At 33.0% G+C, this 23,108-nt stretch carries 17 protein-coding genes; 14 read left to right on the plus strand and 3 right to left on the minus strand.

Annotated features, from left to right (window positions below):
* The first annotated feature begins 29 nt into the window (after positions 1 to 29).
* Complete coding sequence (locus J2W48_RS11815) at positions 30 to 1,646, plus strand: UxaA family hydrolase (protein WP_310281532.1); 1,617 nt, start codon at positions 30 to 32, stop codon at positions 1,644 to 1,646.
* Positions 1,647 to 1,665: 19 nt separating this feature from the next.
* Here the strand turns inward: J2W48_RS11815 and J2W48_RS11820 are convergent, their stop codons facing one another.
* Together J2W48_RS11820 and J2W48_RS11825 are read right to left on the minus strand one after the other, a co-directional pair.
* Positions 1,666 to 2,694, minus strand: a complete 1,029-nt coding sequence (locus tag J2W48_RS11820) for a LacI family DNA-binding transcriptional regulator (RefSeq protein WP_310281534.1) — start codon at positions 2,692 to 2,694, stop codon at positions 1,666 to 1,668.
* Positions 2,695 to 3,101: 407 nt separating this feature from the next.
* A complete protein-coding gene (locus J2W48_RS11825) occupies positions 3,102 to 4,130 on the minus strand; it encodes a LacI family DNA-binding transcriptional regulator (RefSeq protein ID WP_310281536.1) in 1,029 nt (342 codons plus the stop codon).
* A 286-nt stretch (positions 4,131 to 4,416) separates the two neighbouring features.
* Here J2W48_RS11825 and J2W48_RS11830 point away from each other — a divergent pair, with 286 nt between their 5' ends.
* The 10 genes from J2W48_RS11830 to J2W48_RS11875 all read left to right on the plus strand — a co-directional run bounded on the left by J2W48_RS11830 (position 4,417) and on the right by J2W48_RS11875 (position 19,273).
* A complete protein-coding gene (locus J2W48_RS11830) occupies positions 4,417 to 5,856 on the plus strand; it encodes a glycoside hydrolase family 28 protein (protein ID WP_310281538.1) in 1,440 nt (479 codons plus the stop codon).
* A 30-nt stretch (positions 5,857 to 5,886) separates the two neighbouring features.
* Positions 5,887 to 8,988, plus strand: a complete 3,102-nt coding sequence (locus J2W48_RS11835) for a SusC/RagA family TonB-linked outer membrane protein (protein ID WP_310281540.1) — start codon at positions 5,887 to 5,889, stop codon at positions 8,986 to 8,988.
* A gap of 12 nt (positions 8,989 to 9,000) precedes the next feature.
* Positions 9,001 to 10,644: a RagB/SusD family nutrient uptake outer membrane protein gene (locus J2W48_RS11840; RefSeq protein ID WP_310281541.1), complete on the plus strand. Its 1,644-nt coding sequence runs from the start codon at positions 9,001 to 9,003 to the stop codon at positions 10,642 to 10,644.
* A 100-nt stretch (positions 10,645 to 10,744) separates the two neighbouring features.
* Complete coding sequence (locus J2W48_RS11845; RefSeq protein WP_310281543.1) at positions 10,745 to 11,683, plus strand: alpha/beta hydrolase fold domain-containing protein; 939 nt, start codon at positions 10,745 to 10,747, stop codon at positions 11,681 to 11,683.
* Between the two features lie 113 nt (positions 11,684 to 11,796).
* Positions 11,797 to 13,014: a glycoside hydrolase family 88/105 protein gene (locus J2W48_RS11850; protein ID WP_310281544.1), complete on the plus strand. Its 1,218-nt coding sequence runs from the start codon at positions 11,797 to 11,799 to the stop codon at positions 13,012 to 13,014.
* A 27-nt stretch (positions 13,015 to 13,041) separates the two neighbouring features.
* Positions 13,042 to 14,274, plus strand: a complete 1,233-nt coding sequence (locus tag J2W48_RS11855) for a glycoside hydrolase family 88/105 protein (protein ID WP_310281545.1) — start codon at positions 13,042 to 13,044, stop codon at positions 14,272 to 14,274.
* Between the two features lie 30 nt (positions 14,275 to 14,304).
* Complete coding sequence (locus J2W48_RS11860) at positions 14,305 to 15,936, plus strand: glycoside hydrolase family 43 protein (protein ID WP_310281546.1); 1,632 nt, start codon at positions 14,305 to 14,307, stop codon at positions 15,934 to 15,936.
* 7 nt (positions 15,937 to 15,943) lie between these two features.
* Positions 15,944 to 17,026 carry a pectate lyase gene (gene pelA, locus J2W48_RS11865; RefSeq protein ID WP_310281548.1) on the plus strand — a complete coding sequence of 361 codons (1,083 nt, stop codon included), beginning with the start codon at positions 15,944 to 15,946 and terminating at the stop codon, positions 17,024 to 17,026.
* Positions 17,027 to 17,118: 92 nt separating this feature from the next.
* Positions 17,119 to 18,468 carry a glycoside hydrolase family 28 protein gene (locus J2W48_RS11870; protein ID WP_310281550.1) on the plus strand — a complete coding sequence of 450 codons (1,350 nt, stop codon included), beginning with the start codon at positions 17,119 to 17,121 and terminating at the stop codon, positions 18,466 to 18,468.
* A 61-nt stretch (positions 18,469 to 18,529) separates the two neighbouring features.
* Complete coding sequence (locus J2W48_RS11875) at positions 18,530 to 19,273, plus strand: rhamnogalacturonan acetylesterase (protein WP_310281551.1); 744 nt, start codon at positions 18,530 to 18,532, stop codon at positions 19,271 to 19,273.
* Between the two features lie 78 nt (positions 19,274 to 19,351).
* Here the strand turns inward: J2W48_RS11875 and J2W48_RS11880 are convergent, their stop codons facing one another.
* A complete protein-coding gene (locus J2W48_RS11880) occupies positions 19,352 to 20,293 on the minus strand; it encodes a hydrogen peroxide-inducible genes activator (RefSeq protein WP_310281553.1) in 942 nt (313 codons plus the stop codon).
* A 107-nt stretch (positions 20,294 to 20,400) separates the two neighbouring features.
* Between J2W48_RS11880 and J2W48_RS11885 the strand changes: the two genes are divergently transcribed.
* The 3 genes from J2W48_RS11885 (at position 20,401) to J2W48_RS11895 (ending at position 23,028) form a co-directional block, all read left to right on the plus strand.
* Positions 20,401 to 20,880, plus strand: a complete 480-nt coding sequence (locus J2W48_RS11885) for a Dps family protein (RefSeq protein WP_310281556.1) — start codon at positions 20,401 to 20,403, stop codon at positions 20,878 to 20,880.
* A 134-nt stretch (positions 20,881 to 21,014) separates the two neighbouring features.
* The gene (locus J2W48_RS11890) at positions 21,015 to 21,299 is read left to right on the plus strand and encodes a hypothetical protein (protein ID WP_310281558.1); all 285 of its coding nucleotides are present in this window, start codon (positions 21,015 to 21,017) and stop codon (positions 21,297 to 21,299) included.
* Between the two features lie 79 nt (positions 21,300 to 21,378).
* A complete protein-coding gene (locus J2W48_RS11895; protein ID WP_310281560.1) occupies positions 21,379 to 23,028 on the plus strand; it encodes a SulP family inorganic anion transporter in 1,650 nt (549 codons plus the stop codon).
* The last annotated feature ends 80 nt before the right edge of the window (positions 23,029 to 23,108 follow it).

Raw genomic sequence — 23,108 nt, forward strand, 5'->3', positions numbered from 1 at the left:
TTAGAATACATACTTCTAAAATTATTATCATGCAAAAAAAATTAATAAAAGTAAACCCTTCAGACAATGTTGCAGTAGCATTAGTTAATCTAACTGCTGGTGAGGTTATTAGCTTTGAAGGTGATGATATCACTATCGAAACTGATGTGAAAATGAAGCATAAAATTGCAATGTATCCTTTTGAAGCAGGAGAACGCATTATTATGTATGGAGTTTTAGTTGGTAAAGCAAGTGCTCCAATTGCAAAAGGAGGTTTGCTTTCTACTGAAAATGTGAAACACGAAAGTGCAAAGGTAACAGCCAAAACCGAATCTATAGGTTGGACAGTTCCTAATGTTGATAAATGGAAAGACAGAACTTTTAATGGATATCAAAGAACAGACGGGCAAGTAGGTACTGAAAATGTATGGTTGTTCTTTCCATTAGTATTTTGTGAAAACAGAAACATCGAAATCCTAAAAGGTATTTTTGAGAAGGAATTAATGAAGCCTAAAGAAAATGATTATCAACTTTTGCTTCGTTCTTTGGTAAATTCTGAAAAAGGTGCTGAGGATGCAGTTGCAAAATCTAATGAAGTTGATTTATTCAAAAATATTGAAGTAAAATTCATTACTCACCAGGGTGGTTGTGGTGGAATTCGTCAGGATTCACATAGTTTGGCTAAACTTTTGGCCGGATATGTAAATAATCCAAACGTGGCAGGTGCTACTGTATTGAGTTTAGGTTGTCAAAACTTGCAAATCTCTATTTTTCAGGATGCAATGAAGGCTATCAATCCAAACAGCGACAAACCTGTTTTGATTTACGACCAACAGCAAATTGGAACTATCGAGGATATGTTGAATACTGTAGTAAAAGACTCTTTCGCTGCTATAAAAGAAGCTAATAAAATTGAAAGAACTCCAACTCCATTATCAAAATTAAAAATTGGTTTGGAATGTGGTGGTTCTGATGGATTTTCAGGTATTTCTGCTAACCCCACATTAGGTGTGTTATCTGATAAACTGGTTGCTTTAGGAGGAACTACAATTCTTTCTGAATTTCCGGAATTATGTGGTGTAGAACAGGAATTGGTAAACCGATGTGTGGATGATAAAGACGGAAAACGTTTCTTGGAATTAATGCAATGGTATGAAAAAACAGTTGTAGATGCAGGTTCAGGATTTGATATGAATCCATCTCCGGGAAACATCAAAGACGGTTTGATTACAGATGCAATGAAATCTGCAGGTGCTGCCAAAAAAGGAGGGACTTCACCAATCGTCGGAGTTTTCGATTATGGAGAATATATTAATGAACCAGGCTTTACATTGTTGTGTACTCCTGGAAATGACGTAGAATGTACAACTGCAATGGTAGGATCCGGAGCAAATATGGTATTGTTTACAACAGGTTTAGGAACTCCAACAGGAAACCCAATTGCACCGGTTGTAAAAGTATCTTCTAACACTCAATTGGCACAAAAAATGTCTGATATTATCGATATTGACACTGGTGGAATTATTACCGGCGAAAAATCAATTAATGAAATGGCAGATGAAATGTTAGAATTTATTATAGATGTTGCAAGTGGTACTATTAAAACCAAAGCAGCAATTTTAAATCAAAACGATTTTATTCCTTGGAAAAGAGGAGTTTCTCTATAAAATATTTTTAAGAAACCTATTAAAAGGTAGTTCTTGATGTAGATTTACGAATGTGTAATTCTGGCGCCAGGACTACCTTTTTTTCAATTTTAATAGTGTCTGTTTTTTTTACTTGTTCTAAGAAAACCCGAGCTGCCATTCTTCCCATTTCAAGAGGGGATTGGTCTACTGAAGTTATGGAGAGTTCCATAAATTTGGTAAAAGGTTCGTTACTGAATCCAGCTACACAAAATTCGTCAGGAATGCTTATGTTTCTTTCTTTTAATTCCTGAATGGCTCCCAATGCGGCAAAATCACTTGACGAAAAGATGGCATCTGGCGGAGTTTCGAGTTGTAATAGAATGTCTATTGCCTCTTTTCCTGATTCCAGGCTACTCTTAATAGGAATAACATATTCCTCTTTAAAAATCATACCGCTATCCAGTAAAGCTTGCTTATAACCTAAAAACCTGTTTTTGAATATATCAAGGGATTGATCTCTGGATAGATGAGCGATATGTTTGCAACCTTCGTGAATTAAGTGTTTTGTGGTAAGATATCCACCTTTAAAGTCATTAATGGTAACGGAACTAACTCCATCAATATGCCTGCTTCTGTCAAAGAAGATTAAGGGAACTTTTTTTTGTAATACATTTTGAAATGCATCATTGTTTTCATCGCTAACATCCGTAACAGACATTAGAATGCCATCTACCTGTGCATCTATTAAAGCATAAAGATTTTCATTTTCTCTTTTTGGATCATCATGGGTTTGGGAAATAATAACATGATAACCATGAGGATAGAGTTCTTCTTCAATACCTCTAATTACTGAACCGAAAAAATTATTATCAACACGAGGAACTATAATACCTATATTATTGCTTCTCCCGCTTTTTAACGCCAAAGCTAATTTATTTTGTTTATAACCCATTGAATCAGCCGTTTCAAGAACCAACTCACGAGTGCTTTTTTTTATTTTCGGATTATTATTTAAAGCTCTGGAAACTGTAGCAGCAGTAATATTGAGTCTTTTAGCAATATCATAAATAGTTGTTTTTTCGCTCATCCAAAAAATTTATTTTGATTATTTTAGCACAAAAATACCTTTTTTTTGTATAATTCAATATAAATTGTTATCGATTACGAAAATACTTTTTTTTAGGATAAATGTGAATTATACCCATTGAAGAAATTAGTAGAAAATACGGGATTAGAAAATCACCAAAAAATAAAATAATTCAGTTTGAAGGAGGAAATTTAAACGTTTGTTATAGATTATGCTTTTCACAAACTTAATAATGATAGTGTAGATTTTGTAAAGCTAAATTTATTATGAGGTTCTGGCTAATGTAGTAAGTAAAAATGATTTTATTTTCTGTAAATCAATGATTTAACTATGTGATAAGGGTGTAATTTCATTTTAATTGTTTCATGTTTTAAATGCAATTTATATCACTTATATCGTTAAAGAAATTAAAAGATGGTTCTTGATGAAGATTTACGAATGTGTAATTCGGGTGCCAGGATTACCTTTTTTTCGATTTTAATGGTGTCTGTTTTATCTACTTGTTCTAAGAAAACACGTGCAGACATTCTTCCCATTTCAAGAGGGGATTGGTCTACTGAAGTTATGGAGAGTTCCATAAATTTGGTAAAAGGTTCATTACTAAAACCGGCTATACAAAATTTGTCAGGAATACTTATGTTTCTTTCTTTTAATTCCTGAATGGCTCCTAATGCAGCAAAATCGCTGGAAGAAAATATAGCATCCGGAGGATTTTCAAGCGCTAATAAAATATCTATCGCTTCTTTTCCGGCTTCTACGCTACTTTTAGATCGGATAACATATTGTTCGTCGAATGTAATCCCGCTGTCCAATAAAGCTTGTTTGTATCCTAAAAATCTGTTCTTGAAAATTTCGAGTGACTGATCTCCTGACAAATGAGCTATTTGCTTGCACCCTTGATCTATTAGCTGTTTTGTGGCGATGTATCCACCTTTAAAGTCGTTAATTGTAACAGAACTTACACCATCTATATGCTTGCTTCTGTCAAAAAATATCAAAGGGACATTTTTTTCTAATACATTATGAAAAGCACTATCATTTTCGTTTGTCACATCTGTAACAGACATAAGAATACCATCAACCTGCGCATCTATTAAAGTATAAAGATTTTCATTTTCTCTTTTGGGGTTCTCATGAGTCTGGCAAATAATAACCTGATAACCATGAGGGTATAACTCTTCTTCAATTCCCCTGATGACTGATGCAAAAAAATTACTGTCTATACGAGGAACAATAACCCCTATGTTGTTACTACGTCCACTTTTTAATGCTAAAGCAAGTTTATTTTGTTTATAGTTCATCAAAGCAGCTGTTTCAACAACTAGTTCCCTGGTACTTTCTTTTATTTTGGGGTTGTTATTTAAAGCTCTGGAGACAGTAGCAGCCGTAATGTTAAGCTTTTTAGCAATATCATAAATGGTTGTTTTTTCGCTCATTAAGTAGATAGGGTTTAGGTTAATTTAACACAAAAATACATTTTTTTTGGATTATGACAATATAATTGTTATCGATTACCATAATTCTTTTTATTGATAATTAAAATTATGCAATAATAATAATTTCTATGTTTTTTTAAACAAAATGTAATTAAAATTCACAATAAAAATAAAATGTATAAATAAACTCTAAAATAATTTGGAGTGTTAGAAGTAATTTTCTATTTTCGTGTAATCGATTACATAAAATATACTTTTTAAAGACTGAATTCAAAATAAAACATAAATGATTGTAAATAAGGTATTAAACTGTAAATTATTAGCTTTTGTGGGCGTTTGCGTGATATTGTTTTTGTCATGTAAAAGCAGTGTAGTGAATACCTCGGTTGAAAATCCCTGGGATCGAAAAGAATTAATTGAAAAAAATATTATCCGTACTCACTTTTTAGATAAAAATTATAATATAAGAGATTTTGGCGCTGTAAGTGATGGTAAAACATCAAATACGTTGGTTTTTGAAAAAGTAATAAAAACATGTGCTGCAAATGGAGGCGGGAGAGTTGTTGTTCCTGAGGGAAAATACTTAACCGGGCCAATACATTTAGAAAGTAATGTGAATCTTCATTTAGAGGAGGGAGCTGAAATTCTTTTTAGTACAAATCCTAAAGAATATCCTTTGGTACATACTTCATTTGAAGGAACGGAATTAATGAACTATTCACCACTTATATATGCAAAAAATAAAACGAATGTAGCTATATCGGGTAAAGGAGTGCTTAATGGTCAGGCTAATAATGATAATTGGTGGTTTTGGTCAGGCGGTAAAAGTTATGGCTGGAAGGAAGGACTCCCATCTCAAAATGATCCGGAAAACCGTGAAGTATTAGTTGATATGGCAGAAAAAAAGGTTCCTGTTGCTGAAAGGATTTTCGGTGAGGGTCGTTATTTACGACCAAATTTTATTGAGTTTTTTGAGTGTAATACTGTTTTGATACAAGATGTTAAGATAATTAATGCCCCTTTCTGGATTTTACATCCTATAAAATCTAATGACATAATTATTGATGGTGTTACTGTTGAAAGTCATGGGCCTAATAATGACGGTTGCGATCCGGAATACTCTCAAAATATATTAATAAAAAATTGTGTTTTTAATACAGGAGATGATTGCATTGCGATAAAAGCAGGAAGGGATGCTGATGGGAGAAGAGTTGCAATACCAAGTAAAAATATAATCGTACAAAATTGCAAAATGATTGATGGTCATGGTGGTGTTGTAATTGGAAGTGAAATATCTGCGGGAGTCAATAATGTTTTTGTTGAGAATTGTGTGATGGACAGCCCAAATCTTGACAGGGCTATCCGTATTAAAACTAATTCAAAACGAGGAGGCATTATTGAACATGTGTATGTTAGAAATCTGGAAGTGGGTACTGTTAAAGAATGTGTTTTAAAGTTAAATATGTTTTATAATGTATATGGATCCCAAACTGGAAATTTTATACCAGTAATAAGAAATATAAGTCTTGAAAATGTAAGGGTGAAAAATGGAGGCAAATATGGTATTTGGGCGGAAGGATACAAAGAGTCCCCGATCGAGAACATCACACTTAAAAATGTTATTATCGAAAAAACCGACTCAATTTATTTATTGAAAAACAGTAAGAATTTTAATTTTATATATACCTACATCAATAATAAAAAGATAGAATCGATTAAAAACTAGAAAACTATCAATAACTATTAAAACCAAACTATGAAAATTAAATTATTAAAGAAAAGAATAAAATACAATCTTGTGTTTTTATTTTTTATGAATTTCTTCCTGATCAATAGCATGAGTGCTCAGTCGAGTGTTGTGGAAGGAAAGATAACAGATGCGTCCGGACTCTCATTACCAGGTGTTAACGTTTTGGAAAAAGGAACTCAAAACGGGACTTCTACCGATTTTGAAGGAAGCTTTAAACTAAATGTTTCAAATACTAAGGCAATTTTGGTAATATCTTATTTAGGATTTCAAACTCAGGAAGTTAGTATTGTTGGGAAATCAAAGGTAAATGTTAGTCTTAGTGAAGCTTCGAACGCACTTAATGAAGTTGTAGTAGTAGGTTATGGTACCGTAAAGAAAAGTGATCTTACAGGTTCTGTTAGTACGATTAGTTCTGCAACGATAACCGAGAGAAACGTATTAAGTCCTGTAGAGGCAATTCAAGGAAGTACTCCTGGGGTTCAAATTACATCGGCCTCAGGACGTGCAAGTGATGGATTTAATGTAGTGATTAGAGGTAATAATTCATTATTAGGAGGCTCTCCATTATATGTAGTAGATGGTGTACCAACTGACGGAATTGATTTTTTGAATCCGCAAGATATTGCCAGAATGGACGTTTTAAAAGATGCTTCTTCGGCAGCAATTTATGGTTCTAGAGGTGCAAGTGGGGTTATTATTATTACAACTAAAAGTGGTACTTCGGCAAAATCCGGTATTAGTGTGTCATTAGAAACGTCCTACGGTACAAGAACAGCTGCCAGATTGCCAGAAATGATGTCAGGTGCGGAATGGTGGAAATTTCATCAAGTTGCTTATATGAGTGCCACACCTTTAACACAGACCCCAACACAACTGGCTGCATTGGCAGGAAATCAAAGTCCATTATTAGTTTCTAGAGCTAACAGCGGGTATAATTTTGATTGGTATGATGCTGTATTAAAACCAGGGATGACGCAAAATAATTATGTAAATATTTCTGGTCGTTCGGATTCTGGCTTAAGTTATAATTTGGCTTTTGGTATGCAAGGCGATGAAGGACTTATTGACAATGATTCAACAGATAAATATTCGTTTAAATTAGGTCTAAATCATAAAATAAACGACAAGTTCACAACTGGTGCTAATATTACTATAGCACGTATTAATACAGAGTTAGGGAGTGATTTGGCAATGCAGGAGGCTTTTAGATTAAGTCCACTTATGTCTCCGTGGTCTATTGATGCTGCTGGAAATGAATTGATAGGTCAAGAGTTTTTCTTGCCAGGGAAATTAACGTATCCTGATGGTTCCTGGGCAATTAATAAAACAAGTAGTGTGAATCCATTAGTAGAAATTGCTAATTCATCTCAAACCGAAAGAACTTGGCAAACAGTAGGAAATGCATTTTTTCAATACCAGCCTTTAAAATGGCTATCATTTAAAACAACATTTGCTGCCGGTATCATAAATAAAGTTAATGGTACTGCTTATGGAGCACAATCTAATGCAGGAGTTACTTTAAATAACAAAAACTCTTCATCTCTTGAAAATTATGATAACTTCAATTATACTTGGGATAATCAAATTGATTTGAAACATTCCTTTGATGGTGGGCATGATTTAAGTGCTTTATTGTTACAAAGTTTGTATTCTAATGTTAGTGAGTCATCTTATCTTTATTCAAATACGCAGCCTTTTGACACTGGTGAAAATAATATTGGTTCAGGCGTTCAAACAAGTTTTAATGTAAAATCATTGTATGAAAAAAACAGTCTAAGTTCTTATGCTGTACGTTTAAACTATACTTATAAAGACAAATATTTATTAACAGCGTCAAACAGATGGGATGGAGCTTCTGTATTGGCAGAAGGTGTTAAGTGGGAAAATTTCCCTTCTTTGGCTTTAGGATGGAAAATCAGTAAGGAGGCATTTTTAGAAAGTAATTCAACAGTTTCAGATTTAAAATTAAGAGCAAGTATTGGTTATACTGGTAATAACAATGTTCAGCCTTATACTTCACAAGAGCTTTTAGATAGTCAAACATTTTATGCAAATGGTTCTGCAGTAGTGGCAGGTTGGAGATCTGGGACTCTCGCCAATCAAATGTTGACTTGGGAAAAAACAAGAGAATTTAACATTGGTATAGATTATGGTTTCATAAATAATAGAATTACAGGTAGTGTTGATGTGTATGACAGACTATCTGATAAATTGATTTACGAACAACAATTAGCTATAGAGACAGGTAGGGATAGAACAGTTTCAAACGTTGGCTCGGTAAGTAATAAAGGAGTTGAGGTTTTGTTAACTACTAAAAATATTAAATCAAATAATGTTACTTGGGAAACTACTTTTACGTTTACCAAAAACGTGAATAAATTAGAGTCAATTTACAATCAGGACAAAGTAAGTGATATTGGAAATACCTTGATTTTGGGATCAGAATTAAATCCTAATTATAATTATGTCTTTGATGGTATCTGGCAAGAAAGTCAAGCTACTGAAGCAGCATCTTATGGGCAGGCTCCGGGACAAGCAAAACCAAAAGATTTGAATGGTGATGGTAAATTTAACCAGGATGACAGAACCGTAATTGGTAATGCAAATCCTGATTGGCAAGGAAGTATGTACTCTAAATTAACGGTTGGTCAATTTGATTTTAATTTTTCAGTACTTACAAGCCAGGAACAAACAGTTTTGAGTTCATTCCATGATAATTTTGCTGACGTAACCGATAGAGGTCGTCAAAAAATAGCAATGGACTACTTTATTCCAACAAATGGTACGGGTATCGAGGCTAATGCTTCAAACACTAACCCACGTCCAGGGCCAGCAGCTACAGGTGCAGGTACGTTTTGGGCTTCTAATTTTGCTTTTTACAAAGATGTCTCGTATGTAAAAATTAAAAACATATCATTAGGGTATACACTTAATTCTGAGTTGATTAAAAAGTTAAAAATGAGTAACTTTAGGATATATGTAAATGTTTTAGACCCGTTTGTATTTACAGATTTCGATGGATATGATCCAGAATGGGCTGGTTCAAATTTTGGTGTAAACCGTCCGGCATCTGTTACGACCCAATTGGGATTAAGTGTTAAATTTTAATAAAGATATCAAATGAAAAAAATAATATTAATTTTAGGAATAATTGTTACTGCTTTTACTTCATGCAGTGATTTTATTGAAGAAGATAGCCGTACTAGTGTTCCTGCAGATGCATCGTATAAAACAGCATCAGGATTTCAGTTATTAGTAAATACAAATTACGCATGGCTAAAAGGAATTTATGGTGGTGCACCTTTCATCTTTGAATCAGGTACTGATATGTATGCAGAAGGCCGAACACCAGAACCTGCGGGTTTAAGTCAATACAGTCAATTAGTTCCTTCTTCAACAGAGATTGTTCCATTATATAAATCTTGTTATGAGTTAATTCAGTCTGTAAACAAAACAGTTTATTATTCAACAATTACTGAGCAAACACCAAATGTAAGTATACTTGTAGGTGAAGCAAGATTTTTGAGAGCTAACGCTTATTTTTTATTAGTACAAACTTATGGAGGTGTTCCAATTGTTAACGAGCATATTACAAGTCCGGTTCTGTCTTTTACAAGAAACTCAGCAGAGGAAGTTTATACTCAAATTATTAATGATTTAGAATTTGCTTTGACAAATGTTGGTACAAATACTTATGCAGTAAGTGGGAAAGTGAACAAAAGAGCCGTAAATGATTTATTAGCAAAAGTCTATTTAACAAGAGGTTATGAAACATTTGGAACTATTGCAGATTTTACTAAAGCGGCTTCTTATGCAGATACTGCTATTGCAGGACAAGCATTAAATATAGCTTATGACCAATTATTCAAACCAGAAAATGATTTGAATGCTGAGACTATTTTTTCTGTTCAATATGATAAAAACTCAGTTAGTACTTCTCCTACAACATTAGGAAATAACCAGTTTTATTATTTCAGTTCTTATTTAGGAGGTAGTGAAACTAAAGGAGGTTCACCTTTAAGAAGTTATAATTTATTGCCAACAGGATATACTTTAGGATTGTATGAAAAAGGGGATAAAAGATGGGAAGCCACTTTTATGCATGAAATTTATGAAAACTATTATGATTTCTTTAGAGTTGCAGATAAAACCAACTTAAAAATAAAAGATTTTTATGAGCCTAAATGGTTTACTGCTGATGATAAAGTAGCTTATCTGGCTTCAAAAGCCGGTAAACTAACCGCTGATTTTGAGTATCATCCATGGGGAGAATATTCCGCAGAACATACTTTAATTAAAAATCTTGATTACGCAACTATTCCAGTTAAAAAATTCGATGATCCAGATCCATCAACACCAGCAAGTACTGGAAACGTGAGTACAAGAGATATTATTTTAGCAAGACTTGGAGAAACCTATTTAGTAGCAGCTGAAGCTTACTTAAAAGCAGGTAACCCAACAACAGGTTTGGCTCGTTTAAATGAAGTAAGAAGAAGAGCGGGAGTTGGAAATGCAACTGAAGCACAGTTTAATATTGATTATATCTTAGACGAAAGAGGTAGAGAGCTAGTTGGAGAGTATAAACGTTGGTTTGATTTGAAACGTACAGGTACTCTTGTAGCAAGAGCTTCTGCACATAATTATAAAATTGAGGCTAGTAATTTTGTCGGAGTGGGTGGAGCCCTTAAAATTTTAAGACCTATTCCACAAACAGCTTTGGATTTAAATAGAAATAAAGATTTTCCACAAAATCCTGGATATTAGTATAAAGAGATTAATTTATATTTTGTTTTTTGAATTAGTTAAAAAGGAGTTCGATTGTATGTCGAACTCCTTTCTTAACTAAGTTTAAATTTTATTAGGAATGAAAAATATATTTTTATTAATACTGTTTTTTTTATCAAATGCTATTTCTGCACAAAGCACTTATAGCATAGATAGCTCCTATACTATAAAAGCAACATATAATAAATTAATAAAAAAGCATCCTTTTATAAAAATTGTTGAAGAAGCAAAAAACAACAATGTTTCACAAATTATTGAAGTTGTTTATAGTCAGGATAAAAACAGAGCATTGCATCTGGATGCTTTTTTTAATACAACAAAAAAAAGAAATCCTGCCGTAATCATGATACATGGCGGAGGCTGGAGATCAGGTAATAAGAATCAAATGAAAATAATGGCACAGGAAATAGCTTCAAAAGGCTATTCTTGTTTTGCAATAGAATACAGACTGTCGCCAGAAGCTAAATATCCGGAAGCCATTTATGATGTTAAAAATGCAATTAAGTTTATAAAAGATAATGCCAAAAAATTCAATGTAGATCCAGGCAAAATTGCTGTTTTAGGATGCTCTTCAGGAGGTCAAATGGCTGCTTTGATTGGTACAACAAATGAAAATTCAGCTTTTGATGATGTTCAGAATAAAAGTAAATCTTCATCAAAAGTAAATGCAATTATTAATATTGACGGCGTTTTAGCTTTTAAACATCCTGAATCTTCTGAGGGAGATATGGCTGCTTTTTGGCTAAAAGGGACTTCTGCTGAGAATCCGGAAAATTGGAAAAATGCTTCGGCTTTAACACACACTGACAAAAACACACCGCCAACATTGTTTATTAATAGCAGTATTCCTAGGTTTCATGCTGGCAGAGATGATATGATTACGGTTTTAAACCAAAATAATATTTATAATGAGGTACATACAATTAAGGACTCTCCTCATTCATTTTGGTTTTTTGACCCCTGGTTTGACGAAATGATTCGTTATACTACTCAATTTTTGGATAAAACTTTTAAATAAAGTATCATAAGTAATAAAATAATAAGACTTTCAGGTTATAACTCGCAAAGTAATTAAGAGATGAAAAAGCTAAAATTAGAGTTATTAAACAAAAAGCTAAAAATGTAAATTTGATGACTAAGAAGATCCCTGTAAAAACTAATTTCTATAAAATTGCAATTATTTTGCTTCTTTTTTTTTCTGGCAAAACAATTGCTCAGGATATTGAAAGTCAAAAAAGGATATCGGATAATTTAAAATGGTCGGAAAGAATGGCTTTGTCGATAATTAAAAGACATCCTGAAGCCTGGAAAATAGATGATCACGAAGCGCCAAAATGGGACTATAAAATTGGTATGATTTTGACTGCTTACCAGAAATTGTACAATAAAACCAATGACTCAAAATATTATGATTATGTAAAAGGGTATGCAGATGTATTCATTGATGAAACTGGGGCAATTAAAAAGTTTGATCCCGAAAATCATAGTCTTGATAATATAAATGCAGGAAAAATACTTTTTGATTTGTATGATAAAACAAAAGAAGAAAAATATCTGACAGCCTTAAAAATAGTAAGAAATAATTTTGATGATTATCCAAGAACCCAATCTGGGGGCTTTTGGCATAAAAAAATCTATCCTAATCAAATGTGGTTAGACGGTTTGTATATGGGAGAACCTTTTTATGCAAGATATACTGCTGAATTTGAGGGGGGAGAAAAATGGAATGATGTTGCCCACCAATTCGAACTTCTTCACAAACATACATTTGATCAAAAAACCGACTTGTATTTTCACGCTTGGGATGAAAGCAAACAAATGCCATGGGCTAATAAGGAAACGGGAACAGCTCCCCATATTTGGTTGAGAGCCCTTGGATGGTATGGTATGGCATTGGTAGATGCATTGGATTATTTTCCAAAAGAGCATCCAAAACAAAATGAATTGATTGGATATCTAAATGAATTAGCAGTTGCAGTAACCAAATATCAGGATAAGTCCGGTTTATGGTATCAAATTCCAAATTTGCAAAAGCAAAAAGGAAATTATTTGGAGTCTTCAGGCTCTTCAATGTTAGTATATGCACTTGCAAAAGGAGTACATAAAGGTTATTTGTCAACTAAATTTGAAAAAGTAGCTAATAAAGGTTTTAATGGATTAATTACAAATCGTATTAAAGTAGATAATGATGGTGAAATCCATATTACTCAGGTATGTGGCAGTGCAGGATTGGGGGGTAATCCATATAGAGATGGTTCTTTTGAATATTACATGAACGAAAAAATTGTAACCGATAATTCACATGGATTAGGAGCTTTTTTGCTTGCAGCAATAGAATTAGATAAATAGAATTTTCAATAAGTTAAATAAATTACTATGTTAAACAACACACTAAACTCTTTAAAAGTCGCAGCACTTTTTGTTTCATTCACCTTTTTTAGTTGTAAAACCGCTTCGCTGCAACCAGTAAAAACTGCTGATACGCAAAATCAATCAGTAATTCCTAAAAATTTGAAATGGTCTGACAGAATGGCTTTAACTTTAATGCAACGTCATCCGGAATCCTGGCAGATAGACGATTCTAAGGCTCCAAAATGGGACTATGTTCATGGTCTTGTTTTATATTCATTCGAAGAATTATATAAAAAAAATCCAGATCCAAGATATGCTGCGTATGTACAAGGCTATTTAGATGCATTGATTGAAAGCGAAGGAACAATCAAAACGTATGAAATAGAAAAATACAATATTGATATGATTGTGGCTGGACGTTTACTTTTTAATGCCTATGATAAAACGAAAGAAGAAAAATATTTAAAAGCAATGCAACTATTGCGTAAACAGTTAACAGATCATCCAAGAACTAAAAGTGGTGGATTCTGGCATAAAAAAATCTACCCGAATCAAATGTGGTTAGACGGATTATACATGGGAGAACCTTTCTATGCAGCATATACTGTTACTTTTGAAAACGGAAAAAATCTGGACGATGTTGCGCATCAATTCGAACAAATACAATTGCATGCAACTGATCCAAAGACAGGATTATTATATCACGGTTGGGATGAAAGCAAAGAAATGCCGTGGGCTAATAAGGAAACAGGAAACTCTCCAAATTATTGGTCAAGAGCTCTTGGTTGGTATGTAATGGCTTTGGTTGATGCCTTGGATTATTTTCCAAAAGATCATCCAAAACAAAAAGAATTAGTAGGTTATTTAAATAATGTTTCGGAAAGTTTAGCGAAGTATCAGGATAAATCAGGTTTATGGTATCAGGTAACGGATAAGGGTGGTGAAAAAGATAATTATTTAGAAGCTTCAGGATCTTCAATGTTTGCTTATGCTTTTGCAAAAGGAGCAAATAAAGGATATTTGCCTTCTAAATATAAAAAATTAGCCAATAAAGCATTTGATGGTCTAACTCAACAATTAATGAAAGTTGATACTGATGGAGGAATTACATTAACTCAGGCTTGCCAGGTGGCTGGTTTAGGCGGAAACCCTTATCGTGATGGTTCCTATGAGTATTATGTTAATGAAAGAAAAAAAGACAATGACCCTAAAGCAACTGGTCCGTTCATTTTGGCTGCTTTAGAATTAAACAGATAAAATTAAACAGATAAAATAATATTAATTCGAATGAAATTTATAAAAACAATATCTCTTGTTTTATCCTTTATTGTTGTTCAAACAATAATAGGTCAGGAAAAAAATAAAAGTAATTATTCTCAGGTTTGGGTAGCGGACAATGGAGACGGAACATATAAAAACCCTATTTTATATGCCGATTATTCAGATCCGGATGTCATTCGCGTTGGAGATGATTATTACATGACAGCATCATCATTCAATTGTATTCCTGGTTTGCCTATTCTTCATTCAAAAGATTTGGTTAACTGGAAATTAACAGGATATGCGCTTTCAAAACAAAAACCTTTAGATGTTTATAACAGAGCCCAACACGGAAATGGTGTTTGGGCTCCTTGTATTCGATATTATAAAAATGAGTTTTACATTTATTATCCTGATCCTGATTACGGTATATATCTCGTAAAGTCAAAAAAAGCGGAAGGTCCATGGTCTGAACCTGTCATGGTAAAGGAAGGTAAAGGATTGATTGATCCAGCTCCGTTATGGGATGATGACGGAAAAGTATATTTAGGATATGCTTTCGCAGGAAGCCGTGCCGGAATAAAAAGCGTTTTGGCTGTATGTACCATGAATGCTGAAGGTACATTAGCAAATAATGATGATGTTATGATTATTGATGGTCATGCTGATGAAGCCACTATTGAAGGACCTAAATTTTACAAACGAAATGGCCATTATTACATATTTGCTCCTGCAGGTGGAGTTGCAACAGGATGGCAAACTGTTATGAGATCTAAAAATGTTTTTGGGCCTTATGAAAAAAGGAAAGTGATGGATCAGGGAAAGTCAACTATCAATGGCCCACATCAGGGAGCCTGGGTTCAAACTCAAACGGGAGAAGATTGGTTTATTCATTTTCAGGATCAGTTTGCATACGGAAGGGTAGTTCATTTACAGCCTATGAAGTGGCAGAATGATTGGCCAGTAATAGGAACCGATGAAAATAACGATGGTATTGGAGAGCCTATTGTGGTTTATAAAAAACCAAATGTAGGTAAGAAATCATTTCCTGTTGAAACACCACCTGAAAGTGATGAGTTTAACAATCCTAAACTTGGGCTTCAATGGCAGTGGCATGCAAATCCACAAATAACATGGGGACTTCCAACGACAATGGGCTATTATAATTTGAATTGTATCCCTACTCCTAAAGATTATAACAATCTGTTTGATGTTCCAAATTTACTTTTGCAAAAACTTCCTGCAAATGAATTTACTGCAACTACAAAAATTACATTTAATTCCAGATTTGATGGCGAATATACCGGATTGGTAATTATGGGATTGGATTATAGTTTTTTATGTCTGAAACAAGAAGAAGGAAAATTATTCCTTTCACAAAAAATAACTTTAAAAGCTGATAAAAAAGGAATTGAATCTGAAAGTAAGAGAATTGCGATAAAAGATAAAACGGTTTACTTACAGGTGAAGGTTAAAGCAGGCGGGGTTTGTGATTTTTTCTATAGTGAAGATGGCCAGAAATTCAACCCAATCGGTGAAAGTTTTACTGCCAGAGAAGGAAAATGGATTGGTGCAAAAATAGGGTTTTTAGCACTTAGGGAGGGAATTATAAACGATGCAGGGAGTGTCGCAATAGATTGGTTCAGAATTACTAAATAGATAGAAAATGATTAAATTGAAAAAAACAGCATTATTACTTTTAGTTAGTATTAGCTTTTGTGTAAATGCACAGGAAAAAAGTAAAAAATGGCCGGACTTAATAATGAAAAGTTATTCTGCCTGGTTTGGTTCAGAAGAAGGAAGGAAAATAGCCGACAACGTGTTGCTTTACCAAAGAGATATTGGTGGCTGGCCAAAGAATATCCCGATGTTAAAAGAATTGACAGAGGATGAGAAGAGTAAGTTAACAGCACTAAAACCTTCAGGAAAAGATTGTACAATAGACAACAGAGCGACAACACAGGAAATACTTTTTGTATCTAAAATGTATGCGCAGACTAAAGAGGAAAAATATAAAGATTCATTTTTAAGAGCAGTAAACTATTTACTGTCAGCACAATATGCTAATGGTGGCTGGCCTCAATACTTTCCATTAAAAAAGGGTTATTATACGCATATCACTTATAATGATAATTCGATGGTGGATGTTTTGAATGTATTGAGAGAAATAGGGAATGAAACAAATTACTATAGTATTAAACTTCCAAAGGAAACTGTTGAAAAAGCTAAAATTGCTTTTGATAAAGGAATTGATTGTATTTTAAAAACGCAATACAAACAAAATGGTGTTTTAACGGTTTGGTGTGCACAACATGATGAAGTTACTTTTGCCCCGGCAAATGCAAGAGCTTATGAACTTGCTTCGTTGAGCGGAAAAGAATCTGCCAAAGTAACATTGTTATTAATGTCCATTGATAATCCTTCACCGGAAATTAAAACTGCAGTTAAAAGTGCTTATGATTGGTTTGAAAAAACAAAAATTACTAATCTTAAAGAAGAGCGTATATATGACGCTGACGGAAAAGTTATTGGTAAAAAAATGTATCCTATGGAAGATGTCGCACCAATTTGGCCAAGGTTCGCAGAGCTTGACACGAATGAAGCGTTTTTTTGTGATCGGGACGGAATTAAAAAGAAATTTATAACCGACATAGGAGAAGAGAGAAGAAACGGTTATTCATGGTATTCTAATGAACCTAAAGAAGTTCTTAAAAAATATAAAAAATGGTTTAAGAAATATGGAGAATAAATTTCTTCCAGACCTAAATTTTTAATGGAACGAATTCGTTTTAGACAACTTATTTCAATAGATAAAGATTTGACTTTCAAAAAAACAAAAACATGAACTTTAGATTTCTTTTCTTTTTATTGTTTTCTCCTGTCATTTTTGCTCAGGAGAATAATTTTCCAACAGCAAAAGCAGATTCTATTGTCAATAGAATTCAATTACCTGTTTTTTCTTCTTTTCAGATAAATGTTGAGAAACTAGGTGCGAAAGGCGATTCAATTACCAATAGCAAACCTTTTTTTGATAAGGCGATGGCGTTATGCAAAAAAAATAATGGGGGAACTATTGTGGTTCCGAAAGGCGTTTATCTTTTAAATGGTCCCATTCATTTTGTTAGCAATGTCAATTTAAAAATTGAAAAAGGAGCAAAAATTAAATTCAGTGATACACCGGAACATTATTTGCCAATGGTTTTAACCAGTTGGGAAGGAACGATGGTTTATAACTACAGTCCGTTAATTTATGCCAATAATTGTACTAACATTGCTATAACCGGAGAAGGGACTATTGATGGGGAAGGCGGAAAGACGTGGAAAAGCTTTAAATCGCAAGAAGGCAAGGGTAAAGATCTAAGTCGCGAAATGAATCATAACAATATCCCTTTAAAAGACAGGAAATTTGGGAAAGGTTATTTTTTACGCCCTCAAATGATTCAGTTTTTTAATTGTAAAAACATTTTGGTTGAAAACATTCGTATTGAGGATTCACCTTTTTGGTGTTTACATCTGCTAAAGTCCCAAAGCATTACAATTAGGGGAATTAGCTATAAATCATTAAATCATAACAATGATGGGATTGATCCTGAATATGCCAAAGATGTTTTGATTGAGAATGTAACTTTTGACAACGGTGATGATAATGTGGCAATCAAAGCAGGAAGAGATCATGAAGGAAGAGCCAATTCAGCCACACCAAGTGAGAATATTGTAATCAGAAACTGCAATTTCAAAGGACTTCACGGAGTTGTCATAGGAAGTGAAATGTCAGCTGGAGTACAAAATGTGTATGTTGAAAATTGTAAAACCGTTGGCTACCTCAAAAGAGGGATTTACTTAAAAACAAATGCCGATAGAGGAGGCTTTATAAAAAATATTTTTGTTCGAAATATACAATTAGACGAAGTAGAGGATTGTATTTATATCACGGCCAATTATCATGGAGAAGGAAAAGGTTTCCAGTCTGAAATCTCTAATATTTCATTTTCAGATATCTCTTGTAATAAAGCAACGGCTTCAGGAATAGTAATTCAGGGATTTCCAGATAAAAAAATCAAAAATATATCTTTAAATAATATCGAAATCAAATGGGCTAAAAATGCCATATCGAGTGAAAATGCCGAAAATGTCCTGATGAACGAAGTTTTTATTGGTGAAAAAGCAACGGTTCCTTCGGCAGCTAAATAAGTTTTAACATTGCATTTTTTAATAGAGCAAGTTTATTAATCTAAAATAATTAAGAATCTAAATGAAATATTATCTTTTAATTTTCTCTTTAATTTCAATGAGCGTTATAGCTCAAAAAACGACAATATATACTATTGGCGATTCGACAATGGCTAATAAAAAAGATTCGGATAAAAATCCGGAACATGGCTGGGCACAAGTACTTCAGCCCTTTTTTAAAGATAATATTATTATCGTAAACAAAGCCGTAAATGGACGCAGTACTAAAAGTTTTATCAATGAAAAACGTTGGGATTCCATTAATAATAAACTCAAAAAAGGAGATTACGTTTTTATAGAGTTTGGTCATAATGATGAAAAGATTGGAGACTCTACAAAATATACCAATCCACATACGAGTTACCGTCACAATTTAATTAAGTTTGTGAAAGAAAGCCGGGAAAAAGGAGCAATTCCAATATTATTGACTTCAATTGCAAGACGTAATTTTAATGACAAAGGTGTTTTAGTGGGCACACATGGCGAATATCCATTAGAAACCCGATTGGTTGCGCAGGAATATAAAGTTCCGTTTATCGACCTGGAATATTATACAGAGTTGCTCGAACAATCATATGGTCCTGAAAAATCAAAGAATTTGCATTTGCATTTCAAAAAAGGAGAGCATCCTTATTATTTAGAGGACAAAGCAGATGACACACATTTATCAAAAAAAGGAGCGACTGAAATTGCTCAAATTGTTGTCAATCAAATTAAACTGTTAGAGGATTCATCAGTTGAAAAGCTTAAAAAGAGCATTAAGTAAAAATGCCTTGGCCTTGTAATACCGAAACAAAAAAAGGCAATATTCCTGGTTGAGATATTGCCTTTTTTATCATTTTTATTATTTCTTTTGCAGCGGACTGATAATTTGAACATTCTGAAATACAATAGCCCCTTTTACTACTCCGGCAATTGTGCTTCTTAAAGCATCAATAATTTGCATTTTTAATTCGCTTTTAGGGTAAATTAAACTTACCTCACGCGCTGGTTTTGGTTCTTTAAAGTTGCGTAATTTCAGTTTGTCAGATTCTTTCAGGTCTAAAGTATGAAGATATGGAAGTAGTGTCGTACCCAAACCTTCATCAGCTAATTTTATAAGGGTTTCAAAACTACCACTCTGAATCTGAAAATTGTTCTGCTCAATATCAGAACCGTTTTTGCATAAATTTAATATTCCATCCCTAAAACAATGCCCATCCTGTAAAAGCAGAATTTCATTTATGTTCAAATCAGAGACTTCAATTTCCTCTTTTTGAAAATGGGTATGATGTTCCGGAATATAAGCCACAAAAGGTTCAAAATACAATACGATTTCTTTTATTTTTTCATCTTCTAATGGAGTTGCTGCTATTGCTGCATCTAAATGACCATTTTTCAATTTTGTGATGATTTCATCTGTATTGAGTTCTTCTATTAAAAGCTTTACTTTTGGATATTTTTTGATAAAATTATTTAAAAACATAGGTAAAAGTGTCGGCATTATGGTTGGAATAATTCCTAAGCGAAATTCACCTCCAATAAACCCTTTTTGTTGTTCTACAATGTCCTGAATTCGACTTGCTTCATTTACGATGTTTTTTGCCTGATTTACAATTTTTTGACCAATGTCAGTAAGCTGAATAGGTTTTTTACTTCTGTCAAAAATTAAAATACTGAGTTCTTCTTCAATTTTTTGAATTTGCATACTTAAGGTAGGCTGAGTAACAAAGCATTTCTCGGCTGCAAGTGTAAAATTTTTGTATTCAGCAACCGCCAAAACATATTGTAATTGAGTAATCGTCATTTTGATAGTATTTTTTGATGCAAAAATAAGTAAATATAATTTTTTTTTATAATTATTTAATGAACTTATTTTAAATTTGTAATAAACATAGTATAAAAAAGAATCATATGAAAACAAATATTTTAGGTTTACCCGTTAAAGAGTCAGAGTTATTAGTAAAGGAATTAAATGTTTTATTATCTAATTTTCAGGTTTACTATCAAAATTTAAGAGGAATCCATTGGAATATTCGAGGAAAACGTTTCTTTGATCTGCATGTCAAATTTGAAGAATTGTATACAGATTCACAATTAAAAATAGATATGATTGCCGAGAGAATTTTAACTATCGGCGGATCACCCCTGCATACTTTTGAGGATTATATTAAAAACAATAAACTTGAAGTTGGTAAAAATATTTCAAACGATGAAAAAGCAGTTCATTTAATTGTAAAATCACTTGCCGATTTATTAAAAATTGAAAGAGTAATTCTAACTAAATCAGGAGAAATAAACGATGAAGGTACTAATTCTATGATGAGTGGCTTTATTGCTGAACAGGAAAAAACCATCTGGATGATGAATGCCTGGCTGGAGGAAGAATTGTAAATTGTTGTTTATCAAAACTCTAAAAAAACAGAATGATATAATAATTACATTCTGTTTTTTATTTATGTTAAATTTTTTTAAAAATTTTGGCTAAGTTGCTTTGATTTTGTCCGTTTAGCTCTATTTTTGCCGCAATGAAATTAATAGCTCGCATATTATTATTTATATTTTTTGCTTTCTTATCTACACCCGCTATTGTTACGGTGATAAAGAAAAGTAGCGATGTGTCTATGTTTTTCAGTTGTTCTGAAGAGGAACAATCTCATAAAGAAATTAAAGCTGCGGTTTATCCGCCTGTTTTTGATCACGAACTGTTTTTTCCTGTATATATAGAATCAAAACTAATAGCATCAGAAAATATTGTAAAATTAGATAATATTTCTCCTAGTATTTTTGCCCCTCCTCCCAACTTCTTATAATACTTCCGATTATTTTGAACAAAACTGCATTTTTAATCATGTAGTAATTCTTTAATGAATAATTTTTTAGTATTGTATTATGACAAAAAAAATCAATCTTTTTGCTAACCTTAAATCTGATTTTGCTTCAGGTTTAGTGGTGTTCTTGGTGGCTCTTCCATTGTGTTTAGGTATTGCAATGGCATCGGGGGCCCCTTTATTCTCAGGTATTATCGCGGGTGTTATTGGTGGTATTGTAGTGGGGTATCTGAGCCAGTCGCACATTAGTGTTTCTGGTCCTGCTGCTGGTTTAACAGCTATTATTTTGACAGCCATTACGGATTTTGGTGCTTTTGATGTTTTTTTAATGTCTGTTTTTATTGCAGGATTAATTCAATTAGCATTAGGGTTTTTAAAAGCCGGTAGCATCTCAAATTATTTTCCGACCAATGTTATTGAAGGTATGCTGGCGGGTATTGGAATCATCATTATTCTGAAACAATTGCCACACGCTTTTGGTTATGATGCTAATTTTGAAGGTGATCAGGCATTTGTTCAAAACGATGGAAATAACTCTTTTTCCGCACTATTTGATGTTTTTAATCATATCCAATTAGGAGCGGTAGTGATTTCGCTGATTTCACTTATAATATTAATCTCCTGGGACAAGGTTTCTTTCTTAAAGAAATTGAAATTAGTGCCAGGTGCCCTTATTGCAGTTATTGTAGGGGTTGCTTTAAATGAAATATTTATTGCATCAGGAAGTTCATTGGCAATTGCAAAAGAACATTTGGTTTCATTGCCAGTCCCAACTTCTTTTGATGAATTCAGGTCTATTATCATTACGCCAAATTTTGCTTCAGTAACCAACCCACAAGTTTGGGTTGTAGCTATAACAATTGCTATTGTTGCTTCTATTGAAACTTTATTGTGCATTGAAGCTGCTGACAGGATGGATGTCCAAAAGCGTTATACAGATACAAATGTAGAGCTAAGGGCACAAGGAATTGGTAATGTTATGAGTTCGCTTATAGGTGGTTTACCAATGACTTCAGTTGTAGTACGTTCATCAGCTAATAATAATGCTGGTGCAAAATCTAAAATGTCTGCAATTATCCATGGCTTACTTTTGTTAATTAGTGTTTTGTCAATTCCGACATTATTGAACAAAATTCCATTGGCAACTTTAGCTACTGTTTTAATCTTAGTTGGATACAAGTTAGCAAAACCTGCAACTTTCAAGCACTTTTGGAAAAAAGGAAAATATCAGTTTGTACCGTTTATTGCAACACTGGTATTTGTAGTAGCTACAGATTTACTTAAAGGAGTTGCATTGGGAATTATCATCAGTATTATTTTTGTATTGAGAGGGAATTTAAAAAGAGCTTACAACTTTAAAAAAGAAGAATACGAAGATGGAGATATAATTCATATCGATCTGGCACAAGAAGTCTCCTTTTTAAATAAAGCGGCTATAAAGCAAACATTAAGTGAAATTCCGGAAAACTCTAAAGTTATTATCAATGCTGATGATACAGAGTATATCGCACATGATGTTTTAGATTTAATTCGTGAGTTTAAGGAAACCCGTGCTATTGATGAAAATATCAAAGTAAAATTAAAAGGTTTCAAAGAAGCTTATGATTTAGAAAATACCCCTGAAGTTAATAATCATGTTTCTATAGAACATTATTATGATGTCGCTAAAAGAGTATTGGTCAAAAAAGAAAATAGAAACGAAGATTTTTAAAAAGTTAATAATATAAATTAAGGTATTTCTGAAATATGCGGGAGTATTTTTAAATAAACTTTCTAAGTTCTATTTGATAT

Source organism: Flavobacterium piscis (genome assembly GCF_031457575.1).
Taxonomy (GTDB): Bacteria; Bacteroidota; Bacteroidia; order Flavobacteriales; family Flavobacteriaceae; genus Flavobacterium; species Flavobacterium piscis_A.